Below are 16233 nucleotides of genomic sequence, written 5' to 3'. Positions count from 1 at the left end.
CCCCTTTTTTTTATAAATTTATTTTCCTAAACAAAAATTACTAAACATAGCGTCAAGTAGTTCTGAATTTTCCATTTTTTTAGTGATACTTCCTATTTTTTCGATTACTAAATTTAGCTCATAAGCAAAAAGTTCAAGCTGGTTTTCATTTAACAGATCAAAAGCTCTAAGAAGAGCTGCGTTTGCCTCTTCACAAGATGCTATTTGACGGTTTGAACTAAGCATTATCTCATTTGTATCTTGAGAATTTAGATACTCTTCAAGTGCTAAGCTTAAAGCAGTAGTATCTGTTTTAGCCGATATTTTTATAGCGTCCAAATCTATATCAAATTTAAAATCAAGATCGGCTTTATTTAAGACGTAAATGACTTTTTTATCTAAATTCGATATAAAATTTAGTATTTGTGTGTCTTCTTCACTACTTTTCTTTGAACTATCAAATACACAAAATACAATATCTGCCTCATTTGCCGCTTTTTTTGAGTATTCTATGCCTATGGCTTCAATATTTTGCTTTGTCTCTCTGATGCCTGCTGTGTCGATGATGCGAACAAGATGAGTTCCTACTTTGATCTGCTCTTCTATGGTATCTCTAGTAGTTCCTGGGATGTCGCTTATGATAGCTCTTTGGTAGTGAAGCAATGAGTTTAGTATAGAGCTTTTACCGACGTTTGGTTTGCCTATGATAGCGACTTTATAGCCGTCTATCAAACCTTTTTTTGAATTTGATATATGAACTATATGTTCTAATTTTTTACTCGCACTTAGTAAAAACTCTTTAGTCTTATCTAAAATATCGGCAGGTAGATCATCATCGGCGTAGTCTATGCAAGTCTCGGTATAAGCTAGGATCTTTATTAACTCATCTCTGAGCGAACCTACAAAATTGCTAAGCTCACCATTCATTACTCTAGCTAGTATCTTAGCCGCACCCTCGCTTCTAGCATTTATCAGGGCTTGTATGCTTTCTGCTTTGGCTAGATCCATTTTTGAATTTAAAAAAGCTCTTTTGCTAAATTCTCCAGGACCAGCTGCTCTAGCGCCTAGCTTTAAAAGCTCATCTATGATTAAATTTGCTACTACTAAACCGCCGTGAGTTTGGAACTCCACAACATCTTCTCCGGTAAAACTAAAAGGTGCTTTATAATATATGACGATAGCTTCATCTAAAAAATTAGATTCACTATCATATAATTTTCTAAGATGCGCTTGTCTTGGTGTGAGTGGTTTTTTACAAAGCTTTAGAGCAAGCTCATAAGAGTTCGCTCCGCTCAGCCTTATGATAGATATGCTACCTACTCCATAAGCAGTAGCAAGTGCGACTATATTCATTTTTTGTAAAAATCATTTACGATAACATAGCGACCATCATCGCTAGTTTTTATACCTACATATTTATCTGGAAAACGCTTTCTAAGCTGCTCTAAAGCTATCTTCACAAGTACGCCATCAAGCGGTTTTGTCTGAGCTCTGCCTGAAGATTCCACTCTTTCTATAACACTAACTAAATACGCGCCTACTCCAGCTTCTTGGTTTTTCAGGAATTGGGCTATTTCCAAACGAATATTTAAGTTATATTTTGAGTTTATCCAATTAAAAAGTATATAAGAAACCGCTTTGTATCTATAACCTTCTTTTCCTATGAGAAGCGCCGCGTCTTCTCCGTCTAGCTTTATAAATACAGTATCTTCGTCGAACTCGCTGACTTCTACTACATTTATGTTGTAGCAACTGACTTTAAAAATAGTTATCAGCCCTTCTTTGATACGATCTAATAAATATTGCGATATAGGATTTTGCTTTTTAGCCTCTTTTTTTTCTACGACTTCATTTTCATCGCTTTTATGAAACGTATCGAAGATAGAATTATCCATTTCGAGTTTTTTTTGTCTTACTTGCTTGATCGGTTCTGGTTCTTTTTGCGCCTCGGCTATAGGCTTTTCGCTATGTGGTTTGCGTCTTTTCTTATCTTTTTTTCTATCTAGATGTTCTGTCTTTTGCCCTAGTTTATAATGCTCTTTTTGTCTTTTATCGCTGTATGAAGCACGCACTATAGCATCTTTATGGAACATACCTAATATCCCAGCTCTTGGTCTTTGAAGTATTTCTATATCAAGCTCCATCACAGAGCATTCCAACTCTTTTGCGGCTTGTTTATAAGCCGCTTCTAAATTTGGCGCAGTTACTTCAGTTGTTTTCATGATGTTTCTCCAAAGCAGCTTGCTCTTTGTGTTTTTTAAAGATTTTATTTACGAAAACTTGTTGCACAACAGAACAAAGATTGTTTATAAACCAATAAAGCGTAAGTCCGGCTGGGAAAGTTACAAAGAAAAATGTAAATATCAAAGGTAAAAACTTCATAATCTTTTCTTGCATAGGATCAGTAAAGTTTGTAGGGGTGATCTTTTGTTGAACAAACATAGTTACACCCATAAGTACAGGAAGCACAAAGTACGGATCCATAATCGCAAGATCCTTTACCCATAGTATCCACTCAGCCCCTTTTAGCTCTATCGCGTTCAACAAAACTCTATATATAGCAAAGAATATAGGGATCTGTAGCAATATAGGAAGACAACCACCCATAGGGTTTGCACCGTTTTTCCTATAAAGCTCCATAACGTGAGCATTTATTTTTTGCGGATCGCCTTTGTATTTTGTCTGGATCTCTTTCATTTTTGGAGCAAGATCTTTTAGTTTATTCATAGAAACCATACCTTTGTATGTCAAAGGAAATAGTACTATTCTTATTATAAGAGTCATAGCTACGATAGCCCAACCCCAATTTCCTATATAAGTATGTAACCAGCTAAGCAGTAAAAACATAGGTTTAGCTATAAAAGTAAACCAACCATACTCTATAACATCTATTAAATTTGGATCTATGGATTTTAGTATTTTATGATCTTTTGGTCCTATATAGCCTTTTGCACTGAAATTTTGAGTGCCTCTTACAAAAGCTATAGTATTATCTTTCGCATCTTTTTGCATATAAACGTCTAAAGTTTTATTAGTTTCAAAAAATAAAGCAGTATAGTATCTATCACTACTAGCTACTATATCAGCTCCTGGTATTCTTTCATCGCCTTTTATATCTCCATCTTCTAAGATATCTAGGCTACCATCTGCCTTTCTAACAAGCGTTCCATGCACAGTATAACCGTCTGCTATAACGTCTGGTCTAAATCCTGGGGTTATAAAATAGTCCTCATTTTTACTGAGCTCAACTTTTACATCATAAGAGCCAAGAGGATAAAACGTGATAGTTTTTGTAAGTATCAAGTCATTTAAGTTTTGAGTTAGCGTAACGCTAGCAGCTCCATTTGCAGCATCCACTTCTGAAATGTTGGCTACATAATTTGTCTTAAAAGCTGCATCGTTTAATGCCTTATCAGAAAATCTAACCTCTAAAGGTAGCGGAGAGTTCTTTGGACTTATCAAAGATATTTGCTCACCAGATTCGTTTTTAAATTTAGCTTCGTCAAGTACGAAAGTACTAATCCTACCTAGTTCGTCTATCGTAGCGTTGTATGTCTTGCCTTTGATACTTACTATACTTTTACTAGTAAAGATAGGTGCATTTTCTTTTGTTATATCATTTGCTGCGTCTGTTTTTGGAGCATTTGACGCCGTAGTAGTGGTTGTATTTATATCTGCGATTTGTTGTTTTGGTATAAAAAAATAATCATAAGCGATAAAAAATAGTATAGAGATAGCCGTTGCTATAAGAAGTCTTTTTTGGGTTGAGAGTTGATCAAACACTATGTTTCCTTTAATGAATCAAATACTTTTATAATATAAAATCTATCTTTTCCATAAGGAACAAACCAAAAGTTCAGTCTGCTAAACCTATTTTTTGAAAAGATAGTATAAGGCGCAAATTTTCTCTTTACGATCGGATAATCTATGCCGCCACGAAACAGCTGATTACACCTTAAAATCCTTAAAAAAATAGCAACTATAGCATAAAAAGTATTATTATATTTTAGTTGCCACAAAGCATATTCTGAACAGGTTGGATAGTAGCGGCAAGTCGCCGGCAATGCTGGAGAAAAGTATTTTTTATATAAAATGACGAAATTCCATACAGATATTTTTATAAAATTTGAAATCATAATATGGAATTTACTTTCTTTAAAGACCATTTTAAACTTTTTTGAATCCTATCGTATGGTAATTTTTCAAGCCCTGCTTTTGCTATCAAAATATAAACGCCATCTTTTAGCTCATTGCCAAAACTATAAAAAGCAGACCTTAAAAGTCTTTTTGATCTATTTCTGATCACTGCTTTTCCTACTTTTTTGCTGGCAATTGCAGCAAATTTAGTAGAACTAGACTCCAAAAAATACACAACCGCACAATCACAATGCCATTTTTTAGCATTTTGATATACATGCATAAACTCCTTGCTATCGCTAATAGAGCCAAACCTACCTATAATCAAGTTTGCCTACTACTGCTACGCAGCCAATCTTTTTCTACCTTTTGCACGTCTAGCATTTAGCACTTTTCTTCCGTTTTTAGTTCTCATTCTCTCGCGAAAACCATGTGTTCTCTTTTTAGGAGTTTTATGTGGTTGATAAGTTCTTTTCATAACTTTCCTTTTGTCATAAATTAAGTTTTGGATTTTATCAAATCATTACTTAAAAAACCTTTTAAATTAAATTTTGCGGATAATGATAGCTCATCAAAAGTAAATTTTAATTTTACTAATTATTTTTTTTAATTTAAGTTTTCTTTTATAATATTTTATATACAATTTCGAAAATCTAATTTGAAAGGTGGAAAAAATGAAGCTTATAACAGCGATCATAAGACCTCATAAGCTTGAGGATGTTAGAAGTGAGCTCGACAAAATAGGTGTTTGCGGCATAACTATCACAGAAGTGAAAGGGTACGGAAAGCAAAAAGGTCACATAGAAAATTATCGTGGAGCTGAGTATTTGGTAAATTACGTACCGAAACTAAAAGTAGAAATAGCAGCAGCAGATAGTGATGCAAACAAGATCGTTGATGCTATCATAGTTTCTGCTAAAACAGGATCTACTGGGGATGGAAAGATATTTATCACAAATTTAGAAGAAGTCATAAGAATACGCACAAACGAATGCGGTAGCGATGCACTATAGGAGAGAGAGAAATGAAAAAGATCACAATTTTATCGATATTTTTAGCTCCACTTTTTGGCGCAGACGATTGGATGACTTCATTTGATAAGATAAATAGCGGCGATACTGCTTGGATACTGATAAGTGCTGCTTTGGTTTTATTTATGACTATGCCTGGTATCGCTCTGTTTTACGCAGGAATGATCAGAAAGAAAAATATCCTAGCTACTATGATGCAAAACTATACTACAGTAGCCATAGTAAGCGTGCTTTGGGTTGTCATAGGATACTCTATAGCTTTTACGTCAGGAAACTCTTTTGTAGGAGGATTTGATAGGTTATTTTTAAACGGAGTAAGCGTTGTTAGTAGTGACGCACTTTTAAGCGTACATCCAAATGCAAGCTCTATACCAGAATCCGTATTTATCGTATTTCAAATGACTTTTGCCATTATATCTTGCGCTATTATAACAGGAGCTTTTGCCGAAAGGATCAAATTTAGCGCCTTATGTTTATTTATAGCCATTTGGGTTTTGGCAGTCTACGCACCGACTGCTCACTGGGTTTGGGAAGGAAGCGGCTGGCTGGCTAGTCATGGCGTACTTGATTACGCAGGAGGTACCGTGGTACATATAAATGCTGGTATAGCAGGTCTAGTAGGAGCTATTATGCTAAAACCGCGCCTTGGGTATAAAACAGAAGCTATGCCTCCACACAATCTAGTCTTAACACTCATCGGCGTTGCGATGCTTTGGTTTGGCTGGTTTGGATTTAACGCAGGAAGCGCAGTAGCAGCGGACGCAAGAGCCGGTATGGCTATGCTTACGACTCAAGTCGCAACAGCTATAGGCGCACTTACTTGGATGGTCTTAGAGATCATCTATAAGAACAAGCCATCTGCTCTTGGATTTGCAAGTGGAGCTGTTTGCGGACTAGTAGGTATAACTCCAGCAGCTGGATTTGTAGGAACTAGCGGGGCTTTGGCTATAGGAATTCTTACTGCTATAGCTTGTTATTACGCAGTTACTGTAGTAAAAAGAAAGCTAAATTATGATGATAGTTTAGATGCTTTTGGCATACACGGAATCGGCTGGATCGTAGGAGCCGTTTTAACAGGCGTGTTTTGCGACGAAGCTATAAGTGGAGCTACAGGAAGCATAAGCACTCAGATAATAGGCGTAGTCATCACTGTCATATATAGTGGAACCATAAGTTACATCATACTAAAGATAATAGATAAAACTATAGGGCTAAGAGTATCTAAAGACGAAGAGAGAGAAGGACTAGATATAGTAAGCCACGGTGAAAGACTGGGCTAATAAGACTTATAATATTAACCTAAAAAATGATATAATGTAGCCTTAAATTCCAAAAAAGGCTACATTATGTTTGAAATAAGAGAAGCGAAAAAAGAAGACCTAGACTCCATAATAAATCTTATAAAAGAGTTAGCAAAATATGAAAATATGGAAGATCAAATCACTTTTACGAAAGATGATTACGAAAAATCTCTTTTTGAAAAACAATACGCAAAAGCGCTTGTTTGCGAATATAAAAACAATATAATAGGATACGCTATTTATTTTTATTCATTTTCTACTTTTCTAGGAAAAGGCGGAATTTATCTCGAAGATCTTTACATACAAAAAGAATTTAGAAACAAAGGCATAGGCAAAAAAATACTAAAAACTTTAGCTCAAATTTGTATAAATGAAAATCTCGGTAGACTAGAATGGGCGTGTTTAGACTGGAATGAGCCAAGCCTTGCATTTTATAAAAAAATAGGTGCAAAAACGCTTGATGAATGGATCAGCCTAAGAGTTGATGGTCAAAATTTGATAAAACTAGCAGATATCTAAATTTATATGTATTTAAAAAGCTTTTAGATAGTATTACGATGAGTAGCCAAAATTTACTTTATAGCCTCTATTTTTACAAAGCTCTCGGGTATAAATTTATAGATAAAAACCAAATTTATAATCCGAAAATAGAAAAAAATGGTTTTTTAAATTTAGATATCTTAAATAAAGACATAAAAAATTGCAATCTCTGTGAGCTTTGCAAAAGCAGAACTCACGCTGTTTTGGGCAAAGGCGCTTCAAATATAATGTTAGTTGCCAAAAGTCCAAATTCAAGTAGCGATAAAACCGGATCTGCCATAGATGATGAACTTTTTAAAGTTTTAGAAGAAGTAAATATAGATAAAAAAGCTGTCTATTTTACGTTTTTGATAAAATGCAAAACTTCAGGACTAGATAAAGAACTTTGGTATGAACAATGCAAAATGTATTTCGAGCACGAGCTTAAACTAGTAAGACCAAAGATCATAGTGACACTTGGGCAAGAGACGTTTTTTTATATTACGAAATGCATTTGTGCGTTTGAAAGCGTAAGGGGCGGGATCTTTGAGTTCAAAGATCATTTCATACTCCCGACTTACTCGCATGAGTGGATAAAGAAAAATCCAAGCTATATGAATGATTTTAAAAAAGATTTAGAAAAATTAAAAGGATATGAATGAAAAAAATAGTAGTTTTATTTATAAGCATAGCCATACTTTTTGCAAAAACCCAAAAACTCTCAGATATCCCGCCTGCTCAAATTTTTTATATAAATTTAGATCCACAAATTTGTGATACAAAATGCCTTGAAAAACTTATAAAAGACGAACTTTATATAAGCTTTTTAACAAGATATGATGAAAAACAGGCAAATGAAGAGCTTAGAAACTTTTTTGTATTTTTGAATTCAGGAAATGATTTTTATAATCCATCAACCGCAGAAGTGCAAATAGCCATTTTACTACCAGAACAAGTCATAAAAAGTTACTCTATCATAGTTACAAACGCTATATTGTCATACGCTATTAAAAGAGGTCTTAGTAGCAATATCGAATTCTTCCTATCTCAAAATGAAACGAGTGCAAATATCGACTCTGCTCTACTAAAAGCAAGAGCTGGGGGCTTTAGATATGTCATAGCTCCGCTAACAAACACCGGACTAAACGTCATCTCAGATCCAAAATATTCAGATATGATATTTTATATACCTACTATAAATTCAAAAACAACAAATTTAGCAGCAAAAAATTTGATATTTGGTGGTATCGACTATGAAGATCAGATAAAAAAACTACTCTCTTATTCAAACCAAAAAATAGCCGTATTTAACGACGGTAGTAGGCTAGGAAATATGCTAAACAGCTATATAAACAACCTTAGTACGCCAGTATACACAAAAGAGATAAGCGGAAACAAGCTTGATCTAAAACCTACTCTTGAAAACAACTCTAGACTTAGAAACTCGTCTATATTTTTAAATACTCCTCTCATAAAAACAGCGCTTCTTAGCTCTCAATTTAGAGTATTTGATCTAAATCCAAACACTTTACTTTCAACTCAGATCAACTACAACAACGCTCTTTTGAGCCTAACTCAACCAAATGATAGAAAAAATATGTACATAGCAAACTCCATATCTAAAATCGACGATGAGATCATTTCAAATAACGCCATCTTAGGACAAAACATAGAGTACGACTGGGTTGCTTATTCATCTACTTTCGGGTTTGATTATATCTATACTAAATTTATAAATAGTGACGCAAGCTCACTGTTTGATGAAAAAGTGCAAAACAATCAAGTTATTTATGATACAAAGATAATGAAAAGCAATCAATTTGGCTTTTACAGCTTAGACGCAAATAGCGAAGCAAGTTCATCACCCATCTTTCCTACTCGTCCATGACACATAAAAGCCACTGTTATCTGAGCTGTGAAGAGCAGCTCAAAACACTGAGTTTCTAATGAAGCGACTCTGAAAATTTCTTGATCTAAGATCATACTTGCTTTGCCGATTTTATTTACTTTAGTTTTTACATCTATCATATCGCCTAAAACTGCGGGCTTGATATAATTAGCAAGTATTTTCGTAACAACAAAGTGTCTATCTTTGCTAAATTTGACACCGTTTGTAAAACAAAACTCACTCCTAGCACGTTCACAAAATTTAATATAGTTTGAATGGTAAACTATCCCACCAGCATCGGTATCTTCATAGTAAATTCTTATACGCATAAATTTCCTTTTTATGTGTATTATACTAAAATCTAGCTCCTAAGATCAAAGTCGATGTAAATTCCAAGTGGTTTATCGCCCTCATAAAGCTCTAAGCGATAGTTCATCACAGCAACTACGCACGAGCTAAGAACGATACTTCCCATATAGATATTTGACCTTTTTTCAAGCGCCGCTTTTATGGTTCCCATATCCATGTTTATACCATAAATTTGAGCGTTTAAATTTTTATACTCGCCGCCTAGCCCCTCTACTTTAAGAGTTACTGGCGTCATAGCGCTAAGAGGTCTTGGATAGAAAGAAAAAGTTATTGTTTTACCATCTTTTTGAACACTGCAACTATCTAAATTTAGATCGCAAGTTATGTTTGACTGGGCTACTACGCGGTTGCTTGTTTTAGTTGGACTATTAAAAATAAAAGCAAAAACAAGACCTAACGTGACACCTACAAATGAAAGTAAAAGAATTTTTTTCATATTTTACCTTTAGTCTAAATAATCGATCAATTTTTTTGTTATCTCATTGAATTTCAGTATCTTATGTCCTGAGTTTTTATCCATAAATTCTTTAGCATCTTCCATACTTGAAAACGGTATTAGATCATCTCCACTAGCACTTACTATGCGACTACCAAAAACATAAAAAGCATCACTCGCATCTATTAAATTTTTTGTTTTAAAGTCCGTAACGTACATCTTTTTAAGCGGTGAGATGTGCTTATATGAGCTAACGTAAAAATAATGAAACATAGGTTTGACTGAGCTAAAAAGAACTTTCTCACCATTTTTATACTCCAAAACAGATATCCAATCAGGATGAGAAAATACATCTATAAATTTAATAGGACAAGTAGAATTTACGTCTTTAAAAAATTCGCTGTCTTTTAAATTTGCACCCAAAGCCAAACCAAAACATAATATAAAAAATATAATTTTTTTCATACCAAATCCTTTTTACAAAACCATAAATATCCGCAAATAAAACAAATACTTCCGAGTATTATAGGATAAATCACAGAATAAATCAAAAAGCTGACTCTTCCAAAACCATCGAGTATAAAATACGCAGCCGGTCCGATAACAGCCAAATTTGGATCAAACAAGCTAATCGCCGCTATCCTAAAAATTTGCACAGGATTTGCTAAAGATATGATATATATGATATTTTCATTTACAGAACTTTGCATCATAAGCCCTATAAGAGCAAGATCTAAAAACGCCAACAAAAATAACCAAAACAAAAAAGAGAATCCAAGACCAAGTTCGCTGCTTTTTATAAGGCTTGATATCAAAAAACCAAACGATAAAAATACAAAAGACAAAACCAAAAGCAACAACGTATAGTAAAAAAACACATCCCAAGGGATAGTAGCGCCTTTAAATATTGCTATAAAAAGCGATAAAACCAAAGCCAAAAGCATAGGTAAAAATACCGTAAAAGCCCTACCTAAAGCCTTACCAAAATAATACTCTTTTAGTGACAAAGGAAAACTAAGCAGATACTCAAGAGCACCAGCTTCTCTATCAGAACTTATGCTTCTAACTGTTGTTATAAGGATAAATATAGGTAAAATGATAATGCAAATTTGGATAAAAAGCAAAAGCATTCTAGTAAGCCCACTAAATCCAGCAACCCTACTATCTACTACCCCTGTTACAAAAAACGTAGCTATAAGCCCTGCAAAAGCAAATAAATAAAGCAAGAACCATTTAGAACGAAACGACTCTTTTATGTCGATCTTTGCTATCAAAAGTAGATTTTTCATTGCGCGTCCTTACTGTCTTTTATCACATTTCCAAGATCCATTTCTATGACTCTATCTACTATACCTTTTACTTCACTTAGTCTATGAGATATGAAAATAAGCGTATGATCTTTAAATTTAGAACCTAAAATTTGCAAGAATTTATCTCTGGCTTCTGGATCTAGATTTGCCGTTGGCTCATCAAACATTATAGTTTTTGAGTGCCTTGCAAGCGCTATGGCTATCAAAACTTTTTGTTTCATACCACCTGAAAGTTTATAAAACGGTTTCTTGCATTCGCTATCATAGTCAAACTCTAGCTCTCTTAAATACATTTTTATATCATCTAGGCTTGAGCTAGTCGAGCTTATACTATACTCGCAAATTTCAGATACTTTTAGCCTAAGAGGAGGCGGCATTTGCGGTACAAAGCTTAAAAATCTAAGAGCGTTTTTCCTATCTTTTACCGGATCTATACCATCTATAGTTATGCTTCCCTTATCACAAACTAGTTCGCCTAGTATCGCTTTCATAAGGGTTGATTTTCCAGCTCCGTTTTGACCCATTATAAGCACTTTACTAGAGTCTTTTATGGTTAAGTTTATATCATTTAGAACTATTTGGTTACCAAATTTTTTTGTTATATTGCTGATTTGTATCAAGCCACGTCCTTATAATAATTTTTTTAGTCTATTTTCATAGCTAAGCGCATCTTGGTGACATACATCTATACATCTTCCACAAAGCGTACAATCCCCGCTTACGACGCTAAATGTAGTACCGTTTGCATCTTTATTTTTTGCTTTAGTCATCTCAAGAACTTTAGGCACTATGCAGACGTCCATACAAACAGCACAGTGATCGCATTTTTCTTTATTCCAACTAATCTTTATAGCTCTAAATTTAGATAAGATAGAATAAAACGTTCCTACTGGGCAGACATATCTACACCAAAACCTTCTACTAAAGAAAACTTCACCTAAAAATATCAAAATAACCCACCAAATAGCCGCGCTATAGCCATATATGATAAATCTAGAAACTATGCCAACAACGTTGAAAATCTCAAATATCAAATATCCACTGACAAAACTCAAAACCCAAAAAGCCAAAAGAAAAACATATCTGATTTTTGGATCAAATTCTCTTTGTTTGATGACTTTACTTTTTACTAACTTTGCGTTGAGTCTTTCTGCTATCTCAGCAAAAAAATTATATGGACAGATCCAACTACAAAATGCACGTCCAGCAAAAATCACGTAAAATGATAAAATCGTGATCGCGCCTATGAGCAAATTTATAGGAAATTCATTGCGCGAGAGTATAACTTCTGTAGTGATAAACGGATCTGCTAAGTGAAATCCTATCATTCTAGATCCGGTTATATCGCCTTCTAAGACTTGTACGTCGGCTACGAAAGACAAAACAAAAAAGAGATGGACTAAAAACATACTCAAATAACGGTAAAATCTTATACTCGGGCGTTTTTTTCCATCTTTTGTCGTGCTTATAAACGTACTGAAAAAACCGGCGTTTGCTACTGTTTGACGCTCGTTATATTTGTTCATATCGATTATTTAAATTTAGATATCTCATCAGCCAAAATAGTCAAATTTTCATCGCTGATGTTGTCTAAAAGTCCTTTCATCAAACTATTTGGCATTTTACCTGCTTTATAATCATGAAGCGACACTAGTAATTCATCTTTTGTTTTACCGACTATACTTGGTGCGATCACGCCTTTACCGTCTTTTGCGTGGCATGGAGCGCAGCTTTTTAAATAAAGCTTACTAACGCCGTCATTTGTAGGAGCAACACTTTGCTTTAGCTCTTTTATCTTATTTAACTCATCACTTGTTTGGAAGCTATTTTCCTCTTTTTGTACGACTTTAACCTCTTGTTTTTCTACCTTAGGTGTGCTATCTTTTGCCACAGATGAACCATCACCGCTAAGCAACATATAGCACATCAAAGCAACAACCAAAACGCCCAAAATAGACGCTATTATTTTTCCTATACTCATTTTTTACTCCTAAATTGTGCATTAAATTCACTTATCTCATTAGCAAGACCATTTATCTCTTTATCACTCATAGGCTTTACTAGATCAGCCATCAAAACATTTACTTTTGTCTTTGTTTTATAAGCTTTTATCATATCAAAGATCTCTTCACTACTTTTTGTAAGCAAAGATGGTCCTATGATACCATTTGCATAATCATCATGGCAAGCCGAGCATTTCGTGATAAAGTTTTTGCTAAGCTGACCGCGAATGAGAGCTTTATTTATACTTTGCAGAGGCGAACGCCTCATAGCTAAAGCTCCGATGGATTTCGTAGTCTCATTGCTATCATCGCCTATGCCAAATTTGATATTTTTAGCTCCGTCCATATCATAACTGATCCATTTGTTTGTACCACTAGCGTTTTCATCGCCTTTTTTGATAGTAATAGAAGTCTGATTTTGATCTACGGATTTTGTTTCTGGTCTATTTTTTTCATCAGAACAACCTATAAAAAACAGTACGCAGACCGTAAATATAGCTAATTTTTTCATGAGTTTTCCTTGTAAATTTCGTTATAAGTTTTATCTGGAAGTATTTCTATAACATTAGCAAAGCAGACTTCCTCGCAAACTCCGCAGCCAACACAACTCGGTTCTATCTTTGGAACTAGTTTTGCGTCTATTTCTATAAATTTTATAGCACCTTTTACCGGACATTCATCGATACACAAAGAACAAGCCTTGCCTACATTATCACTTATGATCTGTTTTGCTTTTTCTTCTCTTTCATTGAAAGTTTCTCTAGCAAGCAGATGCTCTACATCTTTAGATGAAACTTGCTTGTTTAAATTTGCGTAACATTTACTAAAGTCTTTTACGACTGCAACGCCCATACTTACGTCTGCGATAGTCGTGGTATTGTGATCTAAAGCACCACTAGGACAGGCTAGAACACAAGGGAAAAGATCGCAAAGATAGCAACCTCTTTTACTAGGATCTATATAAGCAGTAGCTAAGTTTATACCATCATCAACGCCTAATAAATCTATACTATGATACGGACATACTTGGACACATTGCCCGCATTTTATACACAATGACTCAAAGTGTTTTGCACTACCTGGCGGTCTTAAATGAAGTCTTGGTTTATGAAATTTATTTACCAAAACTCCTGTTATGGCTGTACCGCTAAGAGCTACTATACTAAAAGCGGCAAATTCCCTTCTATTCATAATGAGGCTCCATTTTTGGATTTGGATCCGTGATCAAGAGCTCCGGCTCGGAAAACGGAGCAAGTCTTGCTATAAAATTTAAAATACTCATTGAGGGACTTCCATAAAAAAATCTTAAATTTGGATAATACTGCCAAAGCGAATCCAAATACGCAAAGCTTTTATACTCTATATCTCCGATGCCGTCTTTATTTCTATCAAATCCTTCATAATCGTCAAAATAGTTTTTATTCCACTCGTTTTTGGCTATTTTAGATCCCGGAGTATCATTTATAGCGACTTCCATATTACCTATAAAGTCATTTTCTAAAAATATACTTTTATGTTGAGTAGCATGAAACTGAATTCCTACGGTATTGTATAAAATTTGATTATTTGTAAATTTATTTATAGTTTCTGGCTGAAATGGCGACTGATCTAGATAAAGACCTCTTGCATTGTATGAAAGTATGTTGTTTTCAATCACAAAATCACTAGTATCTTTCATACCTATACCTACGCCAAATGCTCCAGTAGAGCTTAAGACTTGGTTATTTCTGACTAAAGATCCAGAAGAAAACATAAAAAATATCCCAACGGAGTTATATTTAAATATATTTTCTTCCACTAAATTTTTACCCGCATACATAAAATGCAAAGAGTATCTACCATATTCGCCGTAATTTTTTCTTATGATATTATTGCTCGAATACCATACAACCATATCTCTACTTTTATAGATATGGTTATTTTCTACTAGATTATCATGGCTATACCAAAGCCTTATGGCGTCTCCTCTAAGTCCTAGATCAACAGGCTTTGAAGTAACTAGATTGTTTGTTATCTTTGAGGCGTTACATTGTTTGAAATTTATACCAAAAAGAGTATCTTTTAAAGAGTTGTTTGATATCTCTACGCCATTAGCAGAGTCGCAGCTTATACCAGAATCTATAGTAGTATGAGACCAGCCGCTATTTTCAATTGTTAAATTTAGAAGCTTGACGTTAGAGCTTTTTATCTTTATAACATCTGAGTCGCCATCTCCTCTTATGATCGCTTTTCTATCTTTGCCATCTATAGTTATGGGTTTTGTGATAACGATATTTCCTTGATAAACCCCGCTTCCTAGCTCTATAACGTCTCCGTCATTAGCGCTATTTATAGCATCTTGTAAAGGATTTGCCAAGCAAATGCTAAAAGCAAAGACTAAAAAGCAAATTTTTCTCACGCAGCGTCCTTATCTTTTAGATACTTTTTCTTTGAAAATATAGCTAAAATACAAAGTATGCTCATAGCCATCATCACCCAAAAGCCTATAGTAGGATATGAATGAGTTGTAAATTGAGCTACTTTTCCATCTCCTAGGGCTGTTGGCATAAACGGTTTGATCTTAAATGCACCCCATTCTTGCATATTGTGTCCATACCAGTAAAGCCAACCTACAAATGCACTCATAAATAACACCGGAGCTATGATAGTAGGTATAAGTAAAAGAGAGTTTCCTTTGCCATCATAGTATAGGTATAAAAGCATAAATATAGTCGCAACTAGTAGATAATAAGGCGCTATAGCTCTCTCAACGTTGCCACCGTGTTCCATAGGATACATTCCGATATAGTGATTTATAGTATTCATCTCATGCACATCGCCACTATATCCATCTACGTGAAAATACACAGGGATTCCATCTGGAAATGCCTCTTTTGGATAGTTTGGAGCTTCAAGTGAAACATACCAAATAGGAAGACTAGGAACGCCTATTTCAGACCTAGTTTCTATCATCTTTGCAAGGTTGTATTTAACATCTTCTGGCATAAGATGGTTTTTGTATTGTATCTTTGTGTATAGATTATACACAGGATAAACATAGCTAGGTAAATTTACCCCATTTTTTATCTTATCGCCCATTCCGTGATATGCGATAACTGGAATAGTAAATCCGATCGTCATCAATATAAGCGCTAGCACGGTGTAAATTTGGTACTTCTTCATCTTTCTTCCTTTTTTTGTTTAAATTTAGCCTTAAACTAAATAGTTTAATGATAAATTTAAATTTATGTATTGATTGAGTTTAATGGCAAAGCATCTTA

At 34.4% G+C, this 16233-nt stretch carries 22 protein-coding genes; 5 read left to right on the top strand and 17 right to left on the bottom strand.

Annotation, left to right across the window (positions count from 1 at the left end; all coding sequences use genetic code 11):
* Positions 1-18 precede the first annotated feature (18 nt).
* From mnmE to rpmH, 6 genes are read right to left on the bottom strand one after another with little or no spacing between them, the layout of a single operon-like run.
* Positions 19-1332 (bottom strand): tRNA uridine-5-carboxymethylaminomethyl(34) synthesis GTPase MnmE, encoded by a 1314-nt coding sequence (gene mnmE / locus CHHT_RS02365; RefSeq protein ID WP_034963486.1) that lies wholly within the window; start codon positions 1330-1332, stop codon positions 19-21.
* Positions 1329-2201 (bottom strand): Jag N-terminal domain-containing protein, encoded by an 873-nt coding sequence (locus CHHT_RS02360; protein ID WP_034963483.1) that lies wholly within the window; start codon positions 2199-2201, stop codon positions 1329-1331. Before CHHT_RS02360 ends, mnmE begins: the two co-directional genes overlap by 4 nt.
* Complete coding sequence (yidC, locus tag CHHT_RS02355; RefSeq protein WP_064019655.1) at positions 2188-3762, bottom strand: membrane protein insertase YidC; 1575 nt, start codon at positions 3760-3762, stop codon at positions 2188-2190. Before yidC ends, CHHT_RS02360 begins: the two co-directional genes overlap by 14 nt.
* Positions 3762-4115 carry a membrane protein insertion efficiency factor YidD gene (yidD, locus tag CHHT_RS02350; protein ID WP_034963561.1) on the bottom strand — a complete coding sequence of 118 codons (354 nt, stop codon included), beginning with the start codon at positions 4113-4115 and terminating at the stop codon, positions 3762-3764. Before yidD ends, yidC begins: the two co-directional genes overlap by 1 nt.
* The gene (gene rnpA / locus CHHT_RS02345) at positions 4112-4444 is read right to left on the bottom strand and encodes a ribonuclease P protein component (RefSeq protein ID WP_074898820.1); all 333 of its coding nucleotides are present in this window, start codon (positions 4442-4444) and stop codon (positions 4112-4114) included. Before rnpA ends, yidD begins: the two co-directional genes overlap by 4 nt.
* 15 nt (positions 4445-4459) lie before the next feature.
* Positions 4460-4594 (bottom strand): 50S ribosomal protein L34, encoded by a 135-nt coding sequence (gene rpmH, locus CHHT_RS02340; protein WP_034963480.1) that lies wholly within the window; start codon positions 4592-4594, stop codon positions 4460-4462.
* Between the two features lie 196 nt (positions 4595-4790).
* Here rpmH and CHHT_RS02335 point away from each other — a divergent pair, with 196 nt between their 5' ends.
* The 5 genes from CHHT_RS02335 (at position 4791) to CHHT_RS02315 (ending at position 8855) form a co-directional block, all read left to right on the top strand.
* The gene (locus CHHT_RS02335) at positions 4791-5129 is read left to right on the top strand and encodes a P-II family nitrogen regulator (protein ID WP_034963475.1); all 339 of its coding nucleotides are present in this window, start codon (positions 4791-4793) and stop codon (positions 5127-5129) included.
* 11 nt (positions 5130-5140) lie between these two features.
* Complete coding sequence (locus CHHT_RS02330; protein WP_034963473.1) at positions 5141-6427, top strand: ammonium transporter; 1287 nt, start codon at positions 5141-5143, stop codon at positions 6425-6427.
* 66 nt (positions 6428-6493) lie between these two features.
* Positions 6494-6967, top strand: a complete 474-nt coding sequence (locus CHHT_RS02325; RefSeq protein WP_034963471.1) for a GNAT family N-acetyltransferase — start codon at positions 6494-6496, stop codon at positions 6965-6967.
* A 38-nt stretch (positions 6968-7005) separates the two neighbouring features.
* A complete protein-coding gene (locus CHHT_RS02320; protein ID WP_034963470.1) occupies positions 7006-7629 on the top strand; it encodes a uracil-DNA glycosylase family protein in 624 nt (207 codons plus the stop codon).
* Entirely contained in the window at positions 7626-8855 is a 1230-nt protein-coding gene (locus tag CHHT_RS02315) for a hypothetical protein (RefSeq protein WP_034963468.1), read from the top strand. The genes CHHT_RS02320 and CHHT_RS02315 overlap by 4 nt, the downstream gene beginning before the upstream one ends.
* Here CHHT_RS02315 and CHHT_RS02310 read toward each other — a convergent pair.
* The 11 genes from CHHT_RS02310 to CHHT_RS02260 are packed head-to-tail and all read right to left on the bottom strand — an operon-like array spanning position 8795 to position 16135.
* The gene (locus CHHT_RS02310) at positions 8795-9184 is read right to left on the bottom strand and encodes a YbgC/FadM family acyl-CoA thioesterase (protein WP_034963466.1); all 390 of its coding nucleotides are present in this window, start codon (positions 9182-9184) and stop codon (positions 8795-8797) included. The two genes, CHHT_RS02315 and CHHT_RS02310, sit on opposite strands and share 61 nt — an antisense overlap.
* 32 nt (positions 9185-9216) lie before the next feature.
* Positions 9217-9660 (bottom strand): hypothetical protein, encoded by a 444-nt coding sequence (locus CHHT_RS02305; protein ID WP_034963464.1) that lies wholly within the window; start codon positions 9658-9660, stop codon positions 9217-9219.
* Between the two features lie 9 nt (positions 9661-9669).
* The gene (locus CHHT_RS02300) at positions 9670-10125 is read right to left on the bottom strand and encodes a nitrous oxide reductase accessory protein NosL (protein ID WP_034963462.1); all 456 of its coding nucleotides are present in this window, start codon (positions 10123-10125) and stop codon (positions 9670-9672) included.
* Complete coding sequence (locus CHHT_RS02295) at positions 10122-10949, bottom strand: ABC transporter permease (protein ID WP_034963460.1); 828 nt, start codon at positions 10947-10949, stop codon at positions 10122-10124. Before CHHT_RS02295 ends, CHHT_RS02300 begins: the two co-directional genes overlap by 4 nt.
* Positions 10946-11590: an ATP-binding cassette domain-containing protein gene (locus tag CHHT_RS02290; protein ID WP_034963459.1), complete on the bottom strand. Its 645-nt coding sequence runs from the start codon at positions 11588-11590 to the stop codon at positions 10946-10948. Before CHHT_RS02290 ends, CHHT_RS02295 begins: the two co-directional genes overlap by 4 nt.
* A 9-nt stretch (positions 11591-11599) precedes the next feature.
* Positions 11600-12496 carry a NapH/MauN family ferredoxin-type protein gene (locus CHHT_RS02285; RefSeq protein ID WP_034963457.1) on the bottom strand — a complete coding sequence of 299 codons (897 nt, stop codon included), beginning with the start codon at positions 12494-12496 and terminating at the stop codon, positions 11600-11602.
* Positions 12497-12501: 5 nt separating this feature from the next.
* Positions 12502-12951, bottom strand: coding sequence for a c-type cytochrome (locus CHHT_RS02280; protein WP_034963455.1), 450 nt, complete (start codon positions 12949-12951; stop codon positions 12502-12504).
* Positions 12948-13484: a c-type cytochrome gene (locus CHHT_RS02275; RefSeq protein WP_034963454.1), complete on the bottom strand. Its 537-nt coding sequence runs from the start codon at positions 13482-13484 to the stop codon at positions 12948-12950. Before CHHT_RS02275 ends, CHHT_RS02280 begins: the two co-directional genes overlap by 4 nt.
* On the bottom strand, positions 13481-14164 hold the full coding sequence (locus tag CHHT_RS02270) for a 4Fe-4S dicluster domain-containing protein (protein ID WP_074898821.1): 684 nt from the start codon (positions 14162-14164) through the stop codon (positions 13481-13483). The genes CHHT_RS02275 and CHHT_RS02270 overlap by 4 nt, the downstream gene beginning before the upstream one ends.
* Positions 14157-15371 carry a nitrous oxide reductase family maturation protein NosD gene (locus CHHT_RS02265; RefSeq protein WP_034963452.1) on the bottom strand — a complete coding sequence of 405 codons (1215 nt, stop codon included), beginning with the start codon at positions 15369-15371 and terminating at the stop codon, positions 14157-14159. Before CHHT_RS02265 ends, CHHT_RS02270 begins: the two co-directional genes overlap by 8 nt.
* On the bottom strand, positions 15368-16135 hold the full coding sequence (locus CHHT_RS02260; protein WP_034963450.1) for a hypothetical protein: 768 nt from the start codon (positions 16133-16135) through the stop codon (positions 15368-15370). Before CHHT_RS02260 ends, CHHT_RS02265 begins: the two co-directional genes overlap by 4 nt.
* Positions 16136-16233 lie beyond the last annotated feature (98 nt).

This window comes from Campylobacter hyointestinalis subsp. hyointestinalis (genome assembly GCF_013372145.1).
Taxonomy (GTDB): Bacteria; Campylobacterota; Campylobacteria; order Campylobacterales; family Campylobacteraceae; genus Campylobacter; species Campylobacter hyointestinalis.
The sequence above is the reverse complement of the archived record's forward strand: the minus strand, read 5'-3'. Positions and strand labels throughout refer to the sequence as shown.

Excerpts from the sequence above, each read along its gene's own strand:
- CHHT_RS02280 (WP_034963455.1), bottom strand. The coding sequence starts at position 12,951 with ATGAGTATAGGAAAAATAATAGCGTCTATTTTGGGCGTTTTGGTTGTT.
- CHHT_RS02295 (WP_034963460.1), bottom strand. The coding sequence starts at position 10,949 with ATGAAAAATCTACTTTTGATAGCAAAGATCGACATAAAAGAGTCGTTT.
- CHHT_RS02335 (WP_034963475.1), top strand. The coding sequence starts at position 4,791 with ATGAAGCTTATAACAGCGATCATAAGACCTCATAAGCTTGAGGATGTT.
- CHHT_RS02360 (WP_034963483.1), bottom strand. The coding sequence starts at position 2,201 with ATGAAAACAACTGAAGTAACTGCGCCAAATTTAGAAGCGGCTTATAAA.
- CHHT_RS02325 (WP_034963471.1), top strand. The coding sequence starts at position 6,494 with ATGTTTGAAATAAGAGAAGCGAAAAAAGAAGACCTAGACTCCATAATA.
- CHHT_RS02305 (WP_034963464.1), bottom strand. The coding sequence starts at position 9,660 with ATGAAAAAAATTCTTTTACTTTCATTTGTAGGTGTCACGTTAGGTCTT.
- CHHT_RS02285 (WP_034963457.1), bottom strand. The coding sequence starts at position 12,496 with ATGAACAAATATAACGAGCGTCAAACAGTAGCAAACGCCGGTTTTTTC.
- CHHT_RS02320 (WP_034963470.1), top strand. The coding sequence starts at position 7,006 with ATGAGTAGCCAAAATTTACTTTATAGCCTCTATTTTTACAAAGCTCTC.
- CHHT_RS02275 (WP_034963454.1), bottom strand. The coding sequence starts at position 13,484 with ATGAAAAAATTAGCTATATTTACGGTCTGCGTACTGTTTTTTATAGGT.
- CHHT_RS02300 (WP_034963462.1), bottom strand. The coding sequence starts at position 10,125 with ATGAAAAAAATTATATTTTTTATATTATGTTTTGGTTTGGCTTTGGGT.
- mnmE (WP_034963486.1), bottom strand. The coding sequence starts at position 1,332 with ATGAATATAGTCGCACTTGCTACTGCTTATGGAGTAGGTAGCATATCT.
- CHHT_RS02270 (WP_074898821.1), bottom strand. The coding sequence starts at position 14,164 with ATGAATAGAAGGGAATTTGCCGCTTTTAGTATAGTAGCTCTTAGCGGT.
- CHHT_RS02330 (WP_034963473.1), top strand. The coding sequence starts at position 5,141 with ATGAAAAAGATCACAATTTTATCGATATTTTTAGCTCCACTTTTTGGC.
- CHHT_RS02315 (WP_034963468.1), top strand. The coding sequence starts at position 7,626 with ATGAAAAAAATAGTAGTTTTATTTATAAGCATAGCCATACTTTTTGCA.
- yidD (WP_034963561.1), bottom strand. The coding sequence starts at position 4,115 with ATGATTTCAAATTTTATAAAAATATCTGTATGGAATTTCGTCATTTTA.
- rpmH (WP_034963480.1), bottom strand. The coding sequence starts at position 4,594 with ATGAAAAGAACTTATCAACCACATAAAACTCCTAAAAAGAGAACACAT.
- CHHT_RS02310 (WP_034963466.1), bottom strand. The coding sequence starts at position 9,184 with ATGCGTATAAGAATTTACTATGAAGATACCGATGCTGGTGGGATAGTT.
- CHHT_RS02260 (WP_034963450.1), bottom strand. The coding sequence starts at position 16,135 with ATGAAGAAGTACCAAATTTACACCGTGCTAGCGCTTATATTGATGACG.